The organism is Pantoea sp. App145, from assembly GCF_047947045.1.
In the GTDB taxonomy this organism is placed as follows: Bacteria; Pseudomonadota; Gammaproteobacteria; order Enterobacterales; family Enterobacteriaceae; genus Pantoea.
Genome location: NZ_CP133290.1, coordinates 1,861,190 through 1,878,320, shown reverse-complemented (window position 1 = coordinate 1,878,320; position 17,131 = coordinate 1,861,190). Strand labels below are relative to the sequence as shown.

The 17,131-nt window shown below is 54.4% G+C and carries 16 protein-coding genes and 1 tRNA gene; 12 read left to right on the top strand and 5 right to left on the bottom strand.

The window, feature by feature from the left end:
* Positions 1 to 8: 8 nt before the first annotated feature.
* From RCF31_RS08650 to pepD, 4 genes are all read right to left on the bottom strand, one after another.
* Positions 9 to 1,079: a sugar ABC transporter substrate-binding protein gene (locus RCF31_RS08650; RefSeq protein ID WP_416413067.1), complete on the bottom strand. Its 1,071-nt coding sequence runs from the start codon at positions 1,077 to 1,079 to the stop codon at positions 9 to 11.
* A gap of 27 nt (positions 1,080 to 1,106) precedes the next feature.
* Complete coding sequence (locus tag RCF31_RS08645) at positions 1,107 to 2,105, bottom strand: ABC transporter permease (RefSeq protein ID WP_299457186.1); 999 nt, start codon at positions 2,103 to 2,105, stop codon at positions 1,107 to 1,109.
* A complete protein-coding gene (locus RCF31_RS08640) occupies positions 2,102 to 3,607 on the bottom strand; it encodes a sugar ABC transporter ATP-binding protein (RefSeq protein ID WP_416413066.1) in 1,506 nt (501 codons plus the stop codon). Before RCF31_RS08640 ends, RCF31_RS08645 begins: the two co-directional genes overlap by 4 nt.
* A gap of 259 nt (positions 3,608 to 3,866) precedes the next feature.
* Entirely contained in the window at positions 3,867 to 5,327 is a 1,461-nt protein-coding gene (gene pepD, locus RCF31_RS08635) for a beta-Ala-His dipeptidase (RefSeq protein ID WP_416413065.1), read from the bottom strand.
* Between the two features lie 255 nt (positions 5,328 to 5,582).
* Between pepD and gpt the strand changes: the two genes are divergently transcribed.
* The 3 genes from gpt to crl all read left to right on the top strand — a co-directional run bounded on the left by gpt (position 5,583) and on the right by crl (position 7,857).
* Positions 5,583 to 6,041, top strand: coding sequence for a xanthine phosphoribosyltransferase (gpt, locus tag RCF31_RS08630; protein ID WP_021186168.1), 459 nt, complete (start codon positions 5,583 to 5,585; stop codon positions 6,039 to 6,041).
* A gap of 120 nt (positions 6,042 to 6,161) precedes the next feature.
* Positions 6,162 to 7,409, top strand: coding sequence for an esterase FrsA (gene frsA / locus RCF31_RS08625; RefSeq protein ID WP_416413064.1), 1,248 nt, complete (start codon positions 6,162 to 6,164; stop codon positions 7,407 to 7,409).
* A gap of 46 nt (positions 7,410 to 7,455) precedes the next feature.
* Entirely contained in the window at positions 7,456 to 7,857 is a 402-nt protein-coding gene (crl, locus tag RCF31_RS08620; RefSeq protein ID WP_084872982.1) for a sigma factor-binding protein Crl, read from the top strand.
* 67 nt (positions 7,858 to 7,924) lie between these two features.
* On the opposite strand, the gene RCF31_RS08615 is transcribed toward crl, so the two are convergent.
* A complete protein-coding gene (locus RCF31_RS08615) occupies positions 7,925 to 9,040 on the bottom strand; it encodes a porin (protein ID WP_416413063.1) in 1,116 nt (371 codons plus the stop codon).
* A gap of 251 nt (positions 9,041 to 9,291) precedes the next feature.
* On the opposite strand from RCF31_RS08615, the gene proB reads away from it, so the two are divergent.
* The 9 genes from proB (at position 9,292) to RCF31_RS08570 (ending at position 17,015) form a co-directional block, all read left to right on the top strand.
* A complete protein-coding gene (gene proB, locus RCF31_RS08610) occupies positions 9,292 to 10,395 on the top strand; it encodes a glutamate 5-kinase (RefSeq protein WP_299457168.1) in 1,104 nt (367 codons plus the stop codon).
* A 10-nt stretch (positions 10,396 to 10,405) separates the two neighbouring features.
* Positions 10,406 to 11,659: a glutamate-5-semialdehyde dehydrogenase gene (gene proA, locus RCF31_RS08605; protein ID WP_416413062.1), complete on the top strand. Its 1,254-nt coding sequence runs from the start codon at positions 10,406 to 10,408 to the stop codon at positions 11,657 to 11,659.
* Between the two features lie 244 nt (positions 11,660 to 11,903).
* Positions 11,904 to 12,635, top strand: a complete 732-nt coding sequence (locus RCF31_RS08600; RefSeq protein WP_416413061.1) for a S24 family peptidase — start codon at positions 11,904 to 11,906, stop codon at positions 12,633 to 12,635.
* 307 nt (positions 12,636 to 12,942) lie between these two features.
* Positions 12,943 to 13,221, top strand: coding sequence for a hypothetical protein (locus tag RCF31_RS08595; protein ID WP_416413060.1), 279 nt, complete (start codon positions 12,943 to 12,945; stop codon positions 13,219 to 13,221).
* A 160-nt stretch (positions 13,222 to 13,381) separates the two neighbouring features.
* On the top strand, positions 13,382 to 13,849 hold the full coding sequence (locus tag RCF31_RS08590; protein ID WP_299457160.1) for a glycoside hydrolase family protein: 468 nt from the start codon (positions 13,382 to 13,384) through the stop codon (positions 13,847 to 13,849).
* Entirely contained in the window at positions 13,846 to 14,196 is a 351-nt protein-coding gene (locus tag RCF31_RS08585) for a hypothetical protein (protein WP_299457158.1), read from the top strand. Before RCF31_RS08590 ends, RCF31_RS08585 begins: the two co-directional genes overlap by 4 nt.
* A gap of 300 nt (positions 14,197 to 14,496) precedes the next feature.
* A tRNA-Thr gene (locus RCF31_RS08580) sits at positions 14,497 to 14,572 on the top strand.
* 99 nt (positions 14,573 to 14,671) lie between these two features.
* Positions 14,672 to 14,902, top strand: a complete 231-nt coding sequence (locus RCF31_RS08575; RefSeq protein ID WP_299457154.1) for a hypothetical protein — start codon at positions 14,672 to 14,674, stop codon at positions 14,900 to 14,902.
* A 157-nt stretch (positions 14,903 to 15,059) separates the two neighbouring features.
* Positions 15,060 to 17,015, top strand: a complete 1,956-nt coding sequence (locus RCF31_RS08570; protein ID WP_416413059.1) for a hypothetical protein — start codon at positions 15,060 to 15,062, stop codon at positions 17,013 to 17,015.
* Positions 17,016 to 17,131: the final 116 nt, after the last annotated feature.

Below are 17,131 nucleotides of genomic sequence, written 5' to 3'. Positions count from 1 at the left end.
ATCCTGGATTATTTTTTACCGTACTTCGCTTCCAGCGTGGCAAACCACGGTGCGACGAAATCGTGGTTCTCACCCCAGCCTGGGATGATTTTGCTCAGCGATGCCACGTTTACCGCACCCTGCTCGCTGTTCAACTGCTGCTGAGTAATCGAGGAAGCCTTAAACTCGTAGCTCGCGGGGGTGCTTTCACCGGCAATCTTATTCGCCACCAGACGCATATTCACTGCGCCAATGGTTTTCGGATCGACTGCCACAGTCTGCACCCACGGGCTGTTCTTCTCGTGCATCAGCTGCAGATCCTGGTTGGAGACGTCAATGCTGTACAGCTTGATCTCAGTACGGCCATTCTCCTGCAACGCCTTGTAGGCACCCTGGCTGAAGGCATCCCAGGAACCCCAGATCGCATCAATCTTGCCTTTCGGGTACTTCGCCAGAATCGCGCCAATCTTGTTCGCAGTGTCGCCCTGCACGTCAGAAGAGACCGCACCGATTGACTCCAGCTGATGGATGCCCGGATTTTCCTTCATCAGTTTTTCATACACCACCTGACGACGATCCATGGCCGGGAAGCCTGCGACCCACAATTTGACGATGTTCGCCTTGCCGTTAAAGTCTTTGATCAACTGACCAAGGGATTCCTGCGCCAGTGAGGCGTCATTCTGGGCGGTGACCGTCACGCCGTTCACCGGCGTATCAACCGGGGTATCAAACACCGACACCTTAATACCCGCATCAGCAATGCGTTTTACCAGCGCGGTGGAGTAGGGTTCTTTGCCATGCGACAGAATAATGCCGTCATATTTCTGGCTGATCGCCTGGCTGACGAAGTCCTGGAAACGTGCGTCATCGCCGTTGCTCAGGAAGGTGCTGACTTTGAAGCCCAGCTTACGTCCCTGCTGGATGGCACCGGCAACAAACTGGGTGGTGTTATCGTCAGAGCCGAGGTTACGGATAATGGCGATACGCACCGGTCCCTGGTGATTAGCGATGGCGGCAGGCACCGGTACTACGGTGTCGGCAAAGGCGGCGCTGACATTCAGCAGGCCTACTGCCAGCAGTGAAAGGGTGATTTTTTTCATGTTGTTCTCTTTCTTCAGGGAAGCGCCTTAGCGGCGCTGAATATAGGTAATCGCCAGGGCCAGAGCCAGCACCAGGCCTTTAATAATGTCCATGGCGTAGTAGGGCACGGAAAGCATCACCAGTCCGTTTTGCAGCACGCCAAGGATGATCGCGCCGACCAGAGTTCCGAGTGCATTCGGTTTGCCGGAACCGGCCAGCGAGAAGCCGATCCAGGCCGCCGCCACCGCATCCATCAGGTACCCGCCACCGGCATTCACCTGGGAGGAACCAATACGCGAAGCCAGCAGAATGCCGCCGACCCCGGCCAGCAGTGAAGAGATGACATAAGCCAGCACGCGATAACGGTTAGTTCGGATGCCGGAGAGACGAGCGGCTTCCGGATTGCCGCCGAGGGCATACATCCGACGGCCATGTTTGGTGAGCGACAGCGCCAGCTGTGCCACCACGGTCACCACCAGCATAATGATGACGATGGTGGGGACCTGGCCGAGCAGGTTAAAACCGGCCGGAATGGTACCTTCCGCCATATCCCCGTTCGGCATCACCATATTTTCGGTAATGGAGCCGCCAAAGCTATAGGTCATCGCCACGCCCTGGACCACAAACAGCGTCGCGAGGGTCGCCAGCATGTCAGGGATGCGCAGAATCACAATCAGGAAGCTGTTAAACAGCCCGACCAGGGTACACAGCAGCAGGGTGATGACGATGGCTTCGGTGGAATTGAATCCGTACCAGACGAACAGCGAAATCACCAGCGCATTCGCCAGCGAGGCGGTAGAGCCGACAGACAGGTCAAAGCCGCCAATGGTCAGCGAAATCGACACGCCAATCGCAATGACTGTGACAATCGCGATGGAGCGCAGAATGTTGATGATGTTGGTGGGCTCAAGGAAGCTGTCTGAGGCGAGGCCAAATGCGGCGATCAGGATCACCACCGTCAGCAACATGCCCCATTTATAGAGAAAATCAAACAGCTGATGGCGCAGAGAAGGCTGCGGGTTCAGGATTATATCTTTGCTGCTCACGCAGGGGTTCCTCCGGTGGAATAAAGCAAAAGCGTCTCTTCTGTGGCCTCACGTCCTTCCATTTCTGCCACAATGCGCCCGTCCCAGAGCACACAAATGCGGTCACACAGGCCTACCAGCTCGGAAAACTCACCCGAGGCATAGATGATGCCTTTGCCTTCCCGCGCTAATCCGTCGATCAGGCGGAACAAATCGGTTTTGGCCTTGATATCGACCCCTTTGGTCGGTTCATCAAAAATCAGCACATCGGCGTTATTACGCAGCCATTTACCAATCGCCACTTTCTGCTGATTCCCGCCCGACAGACGGCGCAGCGTTTGCGCCGGTCCGGTGGTGCGCACGTTGAGGCGGTTAATCACCTCTTCCGCCCAGCGCCACGCCTGACGATGGCCGAACAGGCTCCAGCGCGAAAAACTGCTATCGGCGCTGACGCTGAGGTTCATCGTCACCGATTCATCGATAAAGATGCCTTCTTTACGGCGTTCTTCCGGTACCAGCGCCATGCGGTTTTCCACCGAGTCATGCGGCGAGCGCGGACGCCACGGTTTGCCATGCAATTCGCCGTGGCTGACGCGGCTTTTGCTGGCACCAAACAGCGCTTTGCACAGCTCGGTTTTACCGGCTCCGGCTAATCCGGCGATACCGAGGATTTCACCTTTATGCAGGCGCAGCGAAATATCCTGGAGCAACTGGTCATCATGCAGGCCTTCCACCGCCAGCAGTAACGGCTGTTGCTGACGTTCACGGCGCGGCGGATAAACATCGGTCAGTTGGTGGCCGAGCATCTTCTCCACGATCTGTTCGCCGCTCAGTGCCGCCATCGGGGCGGTTTCGATCAAGCGTCCATCGCGCAGCACGGTCAGCTGGTCGCAAATCGCTTTCAGTTCGTGAATGCGGTGGGAAATAAACACCACGCCGATGCCATTGCCCTGTAAACGACGCACCACGCTAAACAGACGCTCGCTTTCATGCTGGTCGAGCGGCGCGGTCGGTTCATCAAGAATCAGGAAGCGGCAGTGATGGGAGAGGGCGCGGGCCAGCAAAATCTGCTGCTTTTCCGCCAGCGAGCAGCGTTCCACCAGACGTTTGACATCGATATTCACTTCCAGCTGATCCAGCAGCGCACGTGCCTGACGACGGATCTCGCTCCAGCGATAGCCGTGACCCGGTTCAGCCAGCTGATCAAGCAGGATGTTTTCCGCCACGCTGAGCTGTGGCACCAGGGCCACGTCTACTTCCTGCTGGACCAGATGGATGCCCAGCTTTTTGGCATCACGCGGTGAGCGAATGGTGACGGGCACGTCATCAAGCAGAATCTCGCCGTGATAATGGCTGTGTGCGCCAGAGAGCACCGCCATCAGCGTCGATTTGCCCGCACCGTTGGCTCCGGTCAGAGCATGTACCGAGCCGCCGTGGGTGACAAAGTCCACCTCGGTCAGCGCGGCAAAACCGCCAAAAGCGATGGAGATATTACGCATCTCCAGGCGGTTAATCGCACTCATGGACGGGGCCTTTTAAAGAAAGAATTGGGCGCATTTTTTCCTGAACATTCAGGCTCGGCAACAAACGAAAGCGCATAAGCTAGCACAAAATCTTATTAGCCATCCAGACATCTGGGTGTAACGGCGTCTAAAACTGGCAGGTGTCGGGAAGTGTAGTGAAAGAGGGAAGTCAGGTTGGAAAATGTCAGCATATTATGCTGGTTTGTTAACAGGCATAAAAAAACCAGGCCGAAGCCTGGTCAGTTATTTAACGAAAGCGTTACGCTTTTTCCGGCACCACGTTAAGCAGGGAGGTCAGCAATTGCCAGTAAAGGCCAACGCTGGCGACATGTACCTGCTCATCCGGCGAGTGCGGGCCGGTGATGGTTGGGCCGATGGAAACCATATCCATGTCAGGATAGGGTTTCTTAAACAGGCCACATTCCAGACCGGCGTGGATCACCTGGATGTTCGGCGTTTTGCCAAACAGCGCTTCGTAGGTCTTACGCGTCAGCGCCATGATCGGCGAATCAGCATCCGGCTGCCAGCCCGGGTAACCGCCTTTTGGCGCGGTTCTGGCACCGGCCAGCTCACCCAGTGAGGTCAGCACTTCCACCACGTAATCTTTTCCGGTATCGATCAGCGAACGAATCAGACAGATGATTTCTGCATTGTCCTGATCCATGGTCACGACGCCGACGTTGAGCGAGGTTTCCACCACGCCTTTGGCCACGTCTGAATTGCGGATCACGCCGTTCGGGGTGGTGTTGAGCAGGTTAAGGAAACGATCGCGGCAGTCAGTGGTCAGCGCGTGGCCCTGATGCGCCAGCGGTTCGCTCAGCAGCGTGATGTTTTTTTCTTTAATACCCAGCTCGTTTTGCAGCGTGGCCTGGAAATGCGCCGCAGCAGATTTCAGGGCATCCACTTTGTGGCTGTCGATAGCCAGGGTGGCAAAAGCTTCACGCGGGATAGCGTTACGCAGCGTACCGCCAGTGAATTCGATCAGACGCACATCCAGATCGCGCGCATGTGCCGCCAGGAAGCGTGCCAGCAGCTTGTTGGCGTTGCCCAGGCCCAGATGGATATCCGCACCAGAGTGACCGCCTTTCAGTCCTTTCAGCGTCAGACGCAGGGATTCATAACCGGCAGGCACCGCTTCACGCGTCAGGGGCAGGGTGGTGATAAAATCGATACCACCAGCGCAACCCATATAGATCTCACCTTCTTCTTCTGAGTCGGTGTTGATCAGAATATCGGCCTGCAGCCAGTTTGGCTGTAAACCAAAGGCGCCATCCATACCGGATTCTTCCGTCATGGTCAGCAGCACTTCAATCGGGCCGTGTGTCAGGCTGTTGTCGGCCAGCACCGCCAGCGCCGATGCCATACCGATACCGTTATCGGCACCCAGCGTGGTACCACGTGCTTTCACCCATTCGCCATCCACATACGGCTGAATCGGGTCTTTGGTGAAGTCATGCACTGTGTCATTGTTCTTTTGCGGCACCATGTCGAGGTGAGCCTGCAGCGCGACCGGAGTGCGTTTTTCCATGCCTTTGGTAGCGGGTTTACGAATCAGGATATTTCCGACCTGATCGCGTTCCACCCAAAGTCCCTGCTCTTTGGCCCAGCCGACAATGTATTCGGCCAGGGCTTCTTCATGGTAAGACGGGTGTGGAATGGAGCAGATTTTGGCGAAAATATCCCACAGTGGCTGGGGTGAAAGTTGCGACAATTCAGACACAACGCGTCTCCTGTGTCAGCGTGGCGGACGAGCCGCTCGCACGCGGGGTTCCAGTGAAAGATCGCCGTCAGCTCATCTGACGTGATGGGGCTGAGAATACCACTGTTTCTGACAGGGTGCGTAATCAGCCGCGCTAAAAAGCCGCAACCGATGCGTCAGATGCTGGTTTTTAACGCGACAGATCCTTATAATCTCGCGCAACCTTTTCCCCCTTGCACATTTTTAAGCCAACTTCAATTGGCCGGGACTCCTTTTATGAGCGAAAAATACGTCGTCACCTGGGACATGCTACAGATCCATGCCCGTAAACTGGCCCAGCGCCTGCTTCCTGTGGAACAGTGGAAAGGTATCATCGCGGTCAGCCGTGGTGGTCTGGTTCCGGCATCGCTGCTGGCGCGTGAACTGGGTATTCGCTATGTCGATACCGTGTGCATCTCCAGCTACGATCACGATCATCAGCGTGAAATGACCGTGCTGAAGCGTGCCGAGGGCGATGGTGAAGGATTTGTGGTCATTGACGACCTGGTGGATACCGGCGGCACCGCGCAGGCGATCCGTGATATGTATCCCAAAGCACGTTTTGTCACCATTTTTGCTAAGCCTGCTGGCCGTGCTCTGGTAGACGACTATATTGTCGATATTCCACAGAACACCTGGATTGAACAGCCGTGGGACATGGGCGTGGTCTACATTCCCCCCATCGTTAAAAGCTGATTGATGCAACGCAAACAACGCCCGGTTTCGCCGGGCGTTGTGCTTTCTGGATATCGCACAGCACCGCAGTGTGCAGTAAACTGATCCCTGCCGTGACTGCCGCAGGAAAGAGAGTTTACGATGCCCAGCAAAAATCTCAGCGAAGAGCTGTTTAAACCGCGTTTCAAACACCCTGAAACCTCCTCTCTGGTGCGACGAGAGCACCATCACCCCATCCAGGTTCATACCGCACTGGAGGGCGACACCCAGCATTGCTGGTATCGCATGCTGAATAAGCTGCTGTGGACCTGGCGTGGCCTGTCTCCGCAGGAAATCAGCGAAGTGCTGGCGCGTATCGCCATCTGCAATCTTGAACATACCAGCGATGCCCTGTTGGATACGGTGATTGGCTACCGTAGCGGTAACTGGAACTTCGAGTGGACGAAGCAGGCAGGGATGTGGCAGCAGGAAGCGATGCAGTGCGAAAACCATGATCTGGCGGGTCAGCACTGGCTGCATGCAGCAAACCTCTACAGCCTTGCGGCTTATCCTTATATTAAAGGCGATGAATTGGCCGATCAGGCTCAGGTGCTCGCCAATCATGCCTATGAAGAAGCCACCCAGCGGCTGGCTGGCGAACTGAAAACTCTGACCTTTCCTATCAGTGGCGGCAGTCCGGTGACGGGCTTCCTGCATATGCCAGCGCAGGCGCAGGCACCGTATCCGACGGTGATGTTATGTGGTGGCCTGGATTCGTTGCAGATTGACCATTATCGCCTGTTCCACGATTACCTCGCACCGCGCGGCATCGCGATGCTGACGCTGGATATGCCATCGGTCGGCCTGAGCAGTAAATGGACGCTGAACCAGGACACCAGCCAGCTGCATCAACAGGTACTGCGTGAGCTGAGTAACGTGCCATGGATTGATCACACCCGCGTGGGGTTGTTTGGTTATCGTTTCGGGGCCAATGTGGCGACGCGACTCGCCTATCTGGAAGTGCCGCGCCTGCGTGCCGTGGCGACGCTGGGAGCGATGGTGCACGGCGTGTTTGTCGATGAACAGCGTCAGGACCAGCTGCCGGATATGTATATGGATATGCTGGCCAGCCGCCTTGGCATGTCGTCCACCCCGGACAGCAATCTGCGCACGGAACTCAATCGTTACTCCCTGAAAGTGCAGGGCCTGCTGGGACGCCGTACGCCGATACCGATGCTGGCGGCGTATTGGAACAACGATCTGTTTAGCCCCGAAGAGGATGCGCGGATGATTGTCAACTCCTCGGCGCAGGGTAAAGCTCTGTTGATTCCGGCTGCGCCGGTTTTCAGCAGTTTCGACAAAGCGCTAAATCAGATTTGCGACTGGCTGGCAAAGCAGTTAAAAGACTAAGTAGCGATCGTTAAAAGGTCTGTTAACCAGTTAAGGGAGAATTAGCATGTCGTTACCGAGTGGTCACCCCCGTAGTCGCCTGCTTAAGCGTTTTACTGAGCTGGGGCCCTATATCCGCGAAGGGAAATGCGCAGAAACACGCTTCTTTTTCGATTGCCTGGCCGTGTGCATCAATGTGAAACCGGCACCGGAAAGCCGTGAGTTCTGGGGCTGGTGGATGGAACTGGAAGCGCAGGAAGATCACTTCACCTACCAATACACGTTTGGTATGTTTGATAAAGCGGGGAACTGGAGTGCCTCAGCGATCAAGGGCAAAGACAATAACGCCAGAGTAGAAGAGACGCTGCGCAACTTCCACGAGCGTCTTAAAGCCACACTTCATGAACTGAAGCTGGATCTCAAACCTGCTGCCGGATTTGATGAGCAGCCGGTAAAATTAAGCGCCTGACGGCGATAAAAAAAGGGCAGGTGATGAGCCTGCCCCTGGTTTCAGACACATTGAGGGTAAAGCTAAATCAGAACTGGTAAGTCATACCCACAGCAACGACGTCGTCGCTGTTGAGTGCCAGTTTGTTGTCGTCAGACAGCTGGTTGATCTTGTAATCCACCATCACAGACATGTTTTTGTTGAAGTAGTAAGTCGCAGCCACGTCGATGTATTTCACCAGGTCGGCATCGCCGATACCGTTTTCGATATCTTTGCCTTTGGTCTGTACGTAACCCAGTGACGGACGCAGGCCGAAATCAAACTGATACTGTGCAACCAATTCGATGTTCTGTGCTTTGTTCGCTGCACCAGAAACTGACGCACCCTGATAAGTCCCGCTGATTGGGGTCATGTTGCGGGTTTCGGTGTAGATAGCCGCCAGATACACGCTGTTGGCGTCATATTTCAGACCAGCACCCCAGGATTCAGCTTTCTGGCCTTTACCGTAGGTACGGGCTTCCTGCTGATTGGTACGGTCAGAAGAAGTGATGGCACTGATCGCGCTGATGCCGGTATCACCAAAACTATAACCCAGTGATGCACCGTAACCGTCGCCATTCTGACGAGAAGTATCGGTGGCGCTACCACGGGCGTTGGCGCTGGTGGAATCGTTTTTGCCCTGGTATTGCAGCGCGAAGCGCAGACCATCAACCAGGCCAAAGAAGTTGTTGTTACGGTAAGTGGCTACGCCAGTAGCACGTTGAGTCATGAAGTTATCCGCACGCGCAGTACCGTCGCCGCCGAATTCCGGGAATACGTCAGTCAGACCTTCCACGTCATACAGCACGCCGTAGTTACGGCCGTAGTCGAATGAACCGTACTGGCTGAATTTCAGACCGGCAAAGCCCAGACGGGTTTTGTTGCCGGTGTTAGCGTCTGAACCTTCAGAGTTGTTGACGTTGTACTGATATTCCCACTGGCCGTAACCGGTCATCAGGTCGTTGATCTTTGTCTGACCTTTGAAGCCGATACGAACATAGGATTTGTCACCGTTTGAGCTTGCGTTATCGCTCATGTAGTTTTCGGCTTTAACTTTGCCGTAGAAGTCCAGTTTGTTACCGTCTTTGTTGTAAACTTCAGCGGCATGCGCGGTTGAAGCCAGAGCCAGCGCGGATACGACTAATGCCAGTTTGCTTTTCATCATTTTGCTATCAATCCCAATGAGTAAAATTTGTTGTGCTCGTGAAAGAGCTTGTAATAAAACACGGGGACTTTTTACCGGTTAGCGATGAAAGTTTTATGACAGTTTTTCTGATTTCTTGTTAATCGCGAACTTTTGGTCTACCGCATTGTCCGGGGATTTTTGTGCTTTTCCCCCGGCGGCTGTTGGCTTCCTTGCTCACTCCTGATAAAACGTCCCTTCGCAGAACTTTTTTCTTATATGGCAGGAAAAACATGAGTGGCAGTCAGACCCTTGTGGTCAAGTTGGGTACCAGCGTTCTTACCGGCGGTTCACGTCGGCTGAATCGGGCGCATATGGTGGAGTTGGTTCGTCAGTGTGCGCAGCAGCACGCGGCGGGACATCGTATTGTTATCGTCACCTCGGGCGCGATGGCGGCCGGGCGCGAACACCTGGGTTACCCTGAACTGCCACCTACCATCGCCTCTAAGCAGCTGCTGGCTGCGGTGGGGCAGAGCCGTCTGATCCAACTGTGGGAACAGCTGTTTTCGATTTACGGCATTCATATCGGGCAGATGCTGCTGACGCGTGCTGATATGGAAGACCGTGAGCGTTTCCTGTACGCACGCGACACGCTGCGCGCGTTGCTCGATAACCATATCGTGCCGGTTATCAACGAAAACGATGCTGTTGCCACTGCCGAAATTAAAGTTGGCGATAATGATAATTTGTCGGCGCTGGCCGCCATGCTGGCGGGGGCTGACAAGCTGCTGCTGCTGACCGATCAACAGGGGCTGTTCACGGCCGATCCGCGCAATAATCCGGAAGCATCGCTTATCAGCGATGTGCATCAGATTGACGATGCGCTGCGCACGCTGGCTGGTGGTAGCGTGTCGGGTCTCGGGACCGGTGGGATGGCGACCAAGCTACAGGCGGCGGATGTTGCCTGTCGTGCAGGTATCGATGTGATTATCGCCGCAGGCAGCCGCAGCAACGTGATTGGCGAGGTGATCGACGGGAAACCGGTTGGCACCCGCTTCCACGCGCAGCAAACGCCACTGGAAAACCGTAAGCGCTGGATCTTTGGTGCGCCACCGGCCGGTGAAATTACCGTGGATGACGGCGCGCTGACCGCGATTCTTGAACGCGGCAGCTCGTTACTGCCAAAAGGCATCCGTGAGGTGCAGGGCAACTTCTCACGTGGGGAAGTGATCCGTATTCGCAGCCTTGAAGGGCGTGATATTGCCCATGGCGTAACACGTTATAACAGCGATGCGATGCGCATGATCGCTGGACATCACAGCCAGCAGATCAGCGAGATCCTCGGTTACGAATATGGCCCGGTAGCCGTGCACCGTGACGATATGATCGTCAGTTAAGGAGCGATTGATGTTAGAAGAAATGGGTAAAGCGGCGCGTGCGGCGTCGTACAAACTGGCGGAACTCTCCACCGCAGAAAAAAATCAGGTGTTGCTGACTATCGCGGATCGGCTGGAAGCGGAAAGCGCCGATATCCTTGCGGCGAATGAGCAGGATCTGGCTGATGCGCGCCAGAACGGCATGAGTGCCGCGCTGCTGGATCGTCTGACGCTCAATCCACAGCGCCTGAAAGGCATTGCTGATGATGTCCGTCAGGTGTGTCGTCTGGCCGATCCGGTCGGACAACTGATTGATGGCGGGTTGCTCGATAGCGGCCTGCGTATTGAGCGCCGCCGGGTACCCTTAGGCGTGGTGGGAGTGATTTATGAAGCACGTCCTAACGTCACGGTGGATGTTGCCTCGCTATGCCTGAAAACCGGTAACGCAGCGATTCTGCGCGGCGGTAAAGAAACTTATCGTACTAACGCGGCGACGGTGCGGGTGATTCAGAACGCGCTGGTGCAACACGGCTTACCGGCGGGCGCCGTCCAGGCAATTGAGAACCCGGATCGTGAACTGGTTAATCAGCTGCTGAAGCTGGATCGCTATGTCGATATGTTGATCCCGCGCGGTGGTGCTGGGTTGCACAAGCTTTGCCGTGAAAACTCGACCATTCCGGTGATCACCGGGGGGATTGGGGTGTGCCATCTGTATCTTGATGAAACCATGGACACCGAAGCGGCGCTGACGGTAATCGTCAACGCTAAAAAGCAGCGCCCGAGTGCCTGTAACTCACTGGAAACGCTGCTGATCCATCGTGATCAGACCGAGCGCTTCCTGCCTGCTTTCCTGCAATGTATGGCGCAGGAAAACATTGCATTGCATGCTGATGAGAACATCATCGCACTGGTGCAGAACGGTCCGGCCAGCGTGGTGGCGGTTAAGGCTGCCGAATATGACGATGAATGGCTGTCGAACGATCTGAATATCAAGCTGGTGGATAGCATTGATGAGGCGATTGACCATATTCGGCTTCATGGTACTCAGCACTCGGATGGCATCCTGACACGCAGCATCAGCAACGCCAACCGTTTCGTGAATCAGGTCGATTCGTCGGCGGTTTACGTTAATGCCAGCACACGCTTCACCGATGGCGGCCAGTTTGGTCTGGGTGCTGAGGTCGCGGTCAGTACGCAGAAACTTCATGCGCGCGGGCCAATGGGCCTCGAAGCCTTAACCACCTACAAATGGATTGGCTGGGGCAACGATACGCCACGCGGTTGATGTTTAATCAGATTAAAACAAGCATCCTGAAAGGGTGCTTTTTTTTTACCTTGGATCCTGACTTTTCCTGCGCATTTTGACTTTCTGCCATTCATTGCTGATTTGTGACGTCAGTAAGGGGATAATGATCATTCAATTTGATTGATAAAAGCGGTTAGGTAGTAAACTAGCGGTAATATAAAATGAACTGGTAGCAAAGATAAAAACCCTACTTCGTCTCTACCTGATGGCAGATTATTAACTGATGGTTAAAAAAGACAGTGCAAAACAGGATTTTACTGCCAGGCTGGTTGCTGCATGCGATAGCGCGGGGATTGCTGGACACGGGCGGAACCAACAGATTGCGAAAGCCTTGCAGGCAAGAGGATGTAAAATCTCAGCGCCGGGCGTCTGGAAATGGTTCAACGCCCAATCTATTCCAGATGACAGCAACCTGCTGGCGCTGAGTCAGCTGCTGGATGTGCGCGTGGAATGGTTACAGTATGGTATGGAAAAACCGGCAGCAAGGGTGACTCAGTATCCATTCAACCAACAGCGGCCCGTATTTCGGGTTGAGAGTCTCGATATCGGACAGCACAGCGCACATGGCATTGCGGCTCGTGACCAACTGCTGGAAACCCTTCAGGCAATCGAATATAACCCTGACGAAGCACGCCTGTTATTCAACGGGCGATCGGCAGAGCATATCCGTCTGATCGCCATAAACAGTGACTCAATGGCCGGCACGTTTGCGCCGCGTGACCAGCTATTTGTCGATATCAGCGTACAGCGTTTCGATGGCGACGGTATTTACCTGTTTACACTGGATGAGCAGTTTTATCTGAAACGCCTGCAATTACAGCATCACCGTGTCGCGGTTATCTCAGACAACAAACGCTATGAAACCTGGTATCTGACTCTGGAAGAGGCCGCTCGTCTCCAGGTGATTGCCCGGGTTGTCATGAGTCAATCACGCAATTATCAATTTCCCGGTTAGTCTTAGCGGTTAAAAATATTCTGGCTGAAATCAGAAATTTAACTGATGGTAAATAAAAAATTAACTATCAGTGTTTGATAAAGCATAAGAATACGTTAATAATTTGAGCATGCAAGGACGTCATCGTGGCTGAGGAATAGCCTGCTCTTAAACAATCGAGGCGCTGCACAAGCGCGATGCATACCATCCAAAGTCAGTGGATTTTGGGATGGGGTGGATACGCATGTTGCAGTGTTACCGGTTGTTCTCCGTTGTTACTCTCCCATGCGGCCCCCCCATCGCCAAAGACTCATTCACAGGAGGAGTTATGGCGATTATCCAGTATGGCAAATCTGTATTTCCCGGGAATGCGCGCACGCGTCGACACCGACGCCGTCAGTCTCTCAGTCGTCTGAAGTGCTGCATTGATAACGCGTTTGGCCTGGAACCGATGACGTTAACACTGCGCAATGCAGAGCGCATTTGCCAGCGTCAGCATCTTTCCAGGGTTGATCGGGCCGTCATCGCACCTTTGTTTCTTCGCTGCAAACCAGTCGTGTTTGATCACTGCGGCCTGCCCCATGTTCATCTCTACGCCGTGCGTTAACTCTTAGTCAGCGGTTTTCTCCAGATTTAAGCGGAACACTTCATTTTTCCCATTAATTAACGGCGCTTGAGCGAAGTGCAGATGTGCTGCGGCGTTTTTACGGCTGATTGATCAGCAGGTTTTATGTTTTACGCCGCGCCAAATCAACGAGGAGGATGTTATGAGCCAGATTATTGCCATTTTGAATTTTGAAGAGGGCTATCGGGAAACGCCTTATCTCGATAGTCAGGGGTTCCCGACGGTGGCCGGGGGGATTCGCATCGGTCCAAAAGGGGCCACTCTGAGCAACTATATCTTTTTGGTTCCGCGCCTGGTGGGCGATACCTGGAAGCAATTGATTGTTGAAGGCAAGGCCCAGCAGATGCATAGCCGGGCGGCATTGCAACAGGCATTATCCCAGTGCAATGAAGCGCGTTGTGACGTGCTCTACAGCATGGCGTATCAGCTTGGGGTTGAGGGTCTGGCGTTGTTCAGAAATATGCTCACGGCCATCACCCAGAATGACTTTGATGCTGCCGCTGATGCCATGCTCAATAGCTTGTGGGCGAGCCAGACGCCAGGGCGGGCACGTCGCCATGCTGAGGTCATGCGCAGCGGTACTTACGATATCTACCGGGGGCTGCTATGAAATGGCTAATGTTCCTGGTCGCGGTACTTACCGTGGTCATCATTCTGCTGTTACTCCAGCGTTTTACTACGCTGCAATTCGTTTCTCATGCTCGCCTGTTGTTTAAAACCTGGTCAGTGTGGTTGGCTTCACTCGGTTCGATCCTCAGTGCCTGGGTGCAATCTTTTCCTTCTTCCGCCCTGACGGCATGGAACACGTTGCCTGAAGATGTCAAAGCGGTGCTCCCGCACAACTACCTCGGTCTGATAGGTGCATTTATGGTGGCGATGGGGGTAATGGCCCAGTTCGTCCGCCAGAAAAACCTGCTGAAAGAACAACAGGAGGAAATCCATTCAAATCAGTCCTGAATCCTTAACGTATGCCTGAGGAGGCTAAGATGATTGAAGGTAATTTATTTGCTGAACTGGATGCGAGTTTGCCAGCGCAGTCTGGTGAGGTTGCAATATTAAAACGCGACTCGGTTTTCAGGGGAGGGTGCGTTTTATCGCACAGGTTTTGAAAGGGGCACGATAAATCGCGTCACGACATTTTGTTTACGGTATAAGCAGTTTTGGCCGGTAATGCGGGAAAAGCAGTCGCACCTTTGCTGGTCCTTGACTCATCTGCCGGTTTTTCCTAACTTATTTCACCGTAGTTCCCGCCCCAACGCCGGTATAGCTCAGTTGGTAGAGCAGCGCATTCGTAATGCGAAGGTCGTAGGTTCGACTCCTATTACCGGCACCAGTCACGCTAAATAAAGCGGTGCTGGAATAACCCCGTTGTAAACCCCCTGATGTCAACACGTCCCGTCAATTCACCTGAATCAATTTTGAGGATCCAACCATGCAAACGATCTCTATTGCCCTAACCAGCAACTGGACTCAGCTCGCCACTGGCACAGGTATCGTCACCGCGCAGCTGATCGATCAAAGCACCGCTTACCTTTATATTGGCGACTCGGCTCCCTCTGATAATGCTCCGTGCCTGCGTATACCCGCTGACGGTGTCACCCTGGCGAATGGTGCCATCGCGTGGGTCAAAGGGTCGGGTACGTTGGTCGCCGCGACCGTGTAAGGGGGAGCCAAACGATGGCAAAATTCTCCCACAAAACGCGTCCCGTCTGACCCCCTCGCGCTGACCCCCCGCTAAATAACCCGAACCCATTAACCTCACGGCTCCTGCTGTGGTGGGGTTTGCGCGTGTCTGAAATTCAACTGAGTAAGGATTGAAAATGTTAAAAATTGGTAATACTGATGGGCTTACCGTACAGGAAGCCACCACGATTTCCCGGACAAATCTGGCCGGAGTCAGCACCTTTGCATCGCTCAGAGCACGTCGACCCGCGTTTGAAGGGGAGCGTGTCTGGATTAGCGGCCACACCAAAATTGGCTGGGGTGCTGGCTGGTTTAGGGGGCACCTCAGCACAGGCAAGGATGACGGCGGGTTTACTGCCGCTGGAACTGACTGGTACTGGACCAGAGAGTGTGATCTGAATGATCTGACCGTTTGTGAATTTGGAGCCATCCCGGATGGTGTCACAGACGCAGGCCCCGCATGTACCGCGATGCTGGAATTTATGCTGAGTGGCGTAGCGGTAGCTGTCGCAGGACTCAGCACCATCAAGCAGGCAGGCATTAAGTTTCCGGCAGGAACATTCTTTATCAAGCCTCTGGATTGGCGCGGGTACGGTACTGCCATAGCCTCGGGGTCTGCTGACCTGAAGTATTATCCTTCAGGATACACCGCCCATGGTGGCATCCGCATTCAGGGTATGAGCACCCCTTACGGTAAGCAGATATTCACCCGGATTATCAGCGATGGCTCAGCCAGTACCGTGTTTCAACTGAACCACCGCCGGATGATTGTCGAGGGTATCGCCTGGGACGGTCAGCAGAAAACCGCATACGACACCAGTAGCTACCTGCTCAAGGGGGCAACCCTGGGGGTATTTAATGATACCGCCTCGAATAAGCAGGGCTTTATGTCGAATGAGTGCGTAGCGGGATGCTATATGTACCTGAAAAATTGTTCCGCCACGAATACCGGCTCCTACATGTTCTATGTGCTTGATACGCTGGACAGCATTGTTGAGCAGGTGTACGGATCTGTCACCGCTGGGCCGGTGGTGCAGGTGGGGTGGTCGAATTACCCCGCTGGCGTATGGGATCACAGCACCTCTCTGGAAATCCGTAACTGTAACTTCCTGACCAACCTGGCCCCGGCTATCTGGGCGCCGCGCTGTCAACAGGCCATTATGCGTAACGTCTGGTTCAGCGGACCGGGTACGACGCCGTTCGATATCAATAACGGTCAGTGGATTCTGGACATGGTATGTATTGAAGGATGTGTGCATAACCCGGTGCTGTATGCCTGTAAGGGACAAGGTAACGTGATCTCTGTGCCGACCGGTAACGCCCTTGACTACGACACCACACCGAACGGTGGCAGCTGGCCAAGTTACAGCACAAACCCGGATGGCTCTGGCATTACATCATGGCTGAGTAACTATGAGCGTGGACACATCAGGGTTGAAAACCACGGTGTGGAACTGTTCGGCACCCTGAAGACTAAATGGACTTCAGGTGTTCTGCGCGGTACTAACAACTCAGCAACCCCCCTCTGGCTGAATATTGGGGCATTCTCATTCCCAACGGTAGGGCAAATCTGGGAGATAGAGATTATCTGTCGTAACGGGTACAGCACTATCGGTAGCGGGAACTATAGCCCTGCCGGTGCGGACCGTACCCCAGGCAAGACCATCATCAAGTTGCAGAGAACCAGCGCGACTCAGCAGATTGTTCAGTACTGGCATGAGGGGGCAAGTGGTGTGACGGCGGTGCAATACCCCACCAGCGCCTACAGCACAGATCTCACCGCATTGTGGATTCGATTTGCTGCTTACACGGGTGAGTACGTCATCAACGTTAAAGGCACCGGCCCAACCCGGTTTGATGCGGGTACCTGTTCGCTGTTCACGCCGGACGGTAGTACGCAGACCGACTCTCCCGGGCTGAATGACGCCACGCCACGCTTCAGTCTGCACAACGGGAGTGCTGGAATCGGAGCGCAGGGTTCCCTGCTGGCCTTGGCTTCCGCGACAGGAACCCCCGCTAATTCCACCAAGCCTGGCGGATATCTCCAGGTTGTGGTTAATGGCAATGTTGTGTTTCTGCCCTATTACGCCTAGCTGAAGTCTCCCCTGGCGGCTGAAACAGGAAGCGTCAGAACACATAACAAACGCCGCGCCGCCACTTTTTTGCATCCCACTGTATCTCTGCGTCCGGCTGTTACAACGCGATACAT

Bases quoted from the DNA above. Each gene is read 5' to 3' on its own strand.
- frsA (WP_416413064.1), top strand. From the start codon at position 6,162: ATGCCCAGCAAAAATCTCAGCGAAGAGCTGTTTAAACCGCGTTTCAAA.
- RCF31_RS08600 (WP_416413061.1), top strand. From the start codon at position 11,904: ATGGTTAAAAAAGACAGTGCAAAACAGGATTTTACTGCCAGGCTGGTT.
- RCF31_RS08585 (WP_299457158.1), top strand. From the start codon at position 13,846: ATGAAATGGCTAATGTTCCTGGTCGCGGTACTTACCGTGGTCATCATT.
- RCF31_RS08615 (WP_416413063.1), bottom strand. From the start codon at position 9,040: ATGATGAAAAGCAAACTGGCATTAGTCGTATCCGCGCTGGCTCTGGCT.
- RCF31_RS08650 (WP_416413067.1), bottom strand. From the start codon at position 1,079: ATGAAAAAAATCACCCTTTCACTGCTGGCAGTAGGCCTGCTGAATGTC.
- crl (WP_084872982.1), top strand. From the start codon at position 7,456: ATGTCGTTACCGAGTGGTCACCCCCGTAGTCGCCTGCTTAAGCGTTTT.
- gpt (WP_021186168.1), top strand. From the start codon at position 5,583: ATGAGCGAAAAATACGTCGTCACCTGGGACATGCTACAGATCCATGCC.
- RCF31_RS08590 (WP_299457160.1), top strand. From the start codon at position 13,382: ATGAGCCAGATTATTGCCATTTTGAATTTTGAAGAGGGCTATCGGGAA.
- RCF31_RS08640 (WP_416413066.1), bottom strand. From the start codon at position 3,607: ATGAGTGCGATTAACCGCCTGGAGATGCGTAATATCTCCATCGCTTTT.
- proA (WP_416413062.1), top strand. From the start codon at position 10,406: ATGTTAGAAGAAATGGGTAAAGCGGCGCGTGCGGCGTCGTACAAACTG.
- RCF31_RS08595 (WP_416413060.1), top strand. From the start codon at position 12,943: ATGGCGATTATCCAGTATGGCAAATCTGTATTTCCCGGGAATGCGCGC.
- RCF31_RS08575 (WP_299457154.1), top strand. From the start codon at position 14,672: ATGCAAACGATCTCTATTGCCCTAACCAGCAACTGGACTCAGCTCGCC.
- RCF31_RS08570 (WP_416413059.1), top strand. From the start codon at position 15,060: ATGTTAAAAATTGGTAATACTGATGGGCTTACCGTACAGGAAGCCACC.
- proB (WP_299457168.1), top strand. From the start codon at position 9,292: ATGAGTGGCAGTCAGACCCTTGTGGTCAAGTTGGGTACCAGCGTTCTT.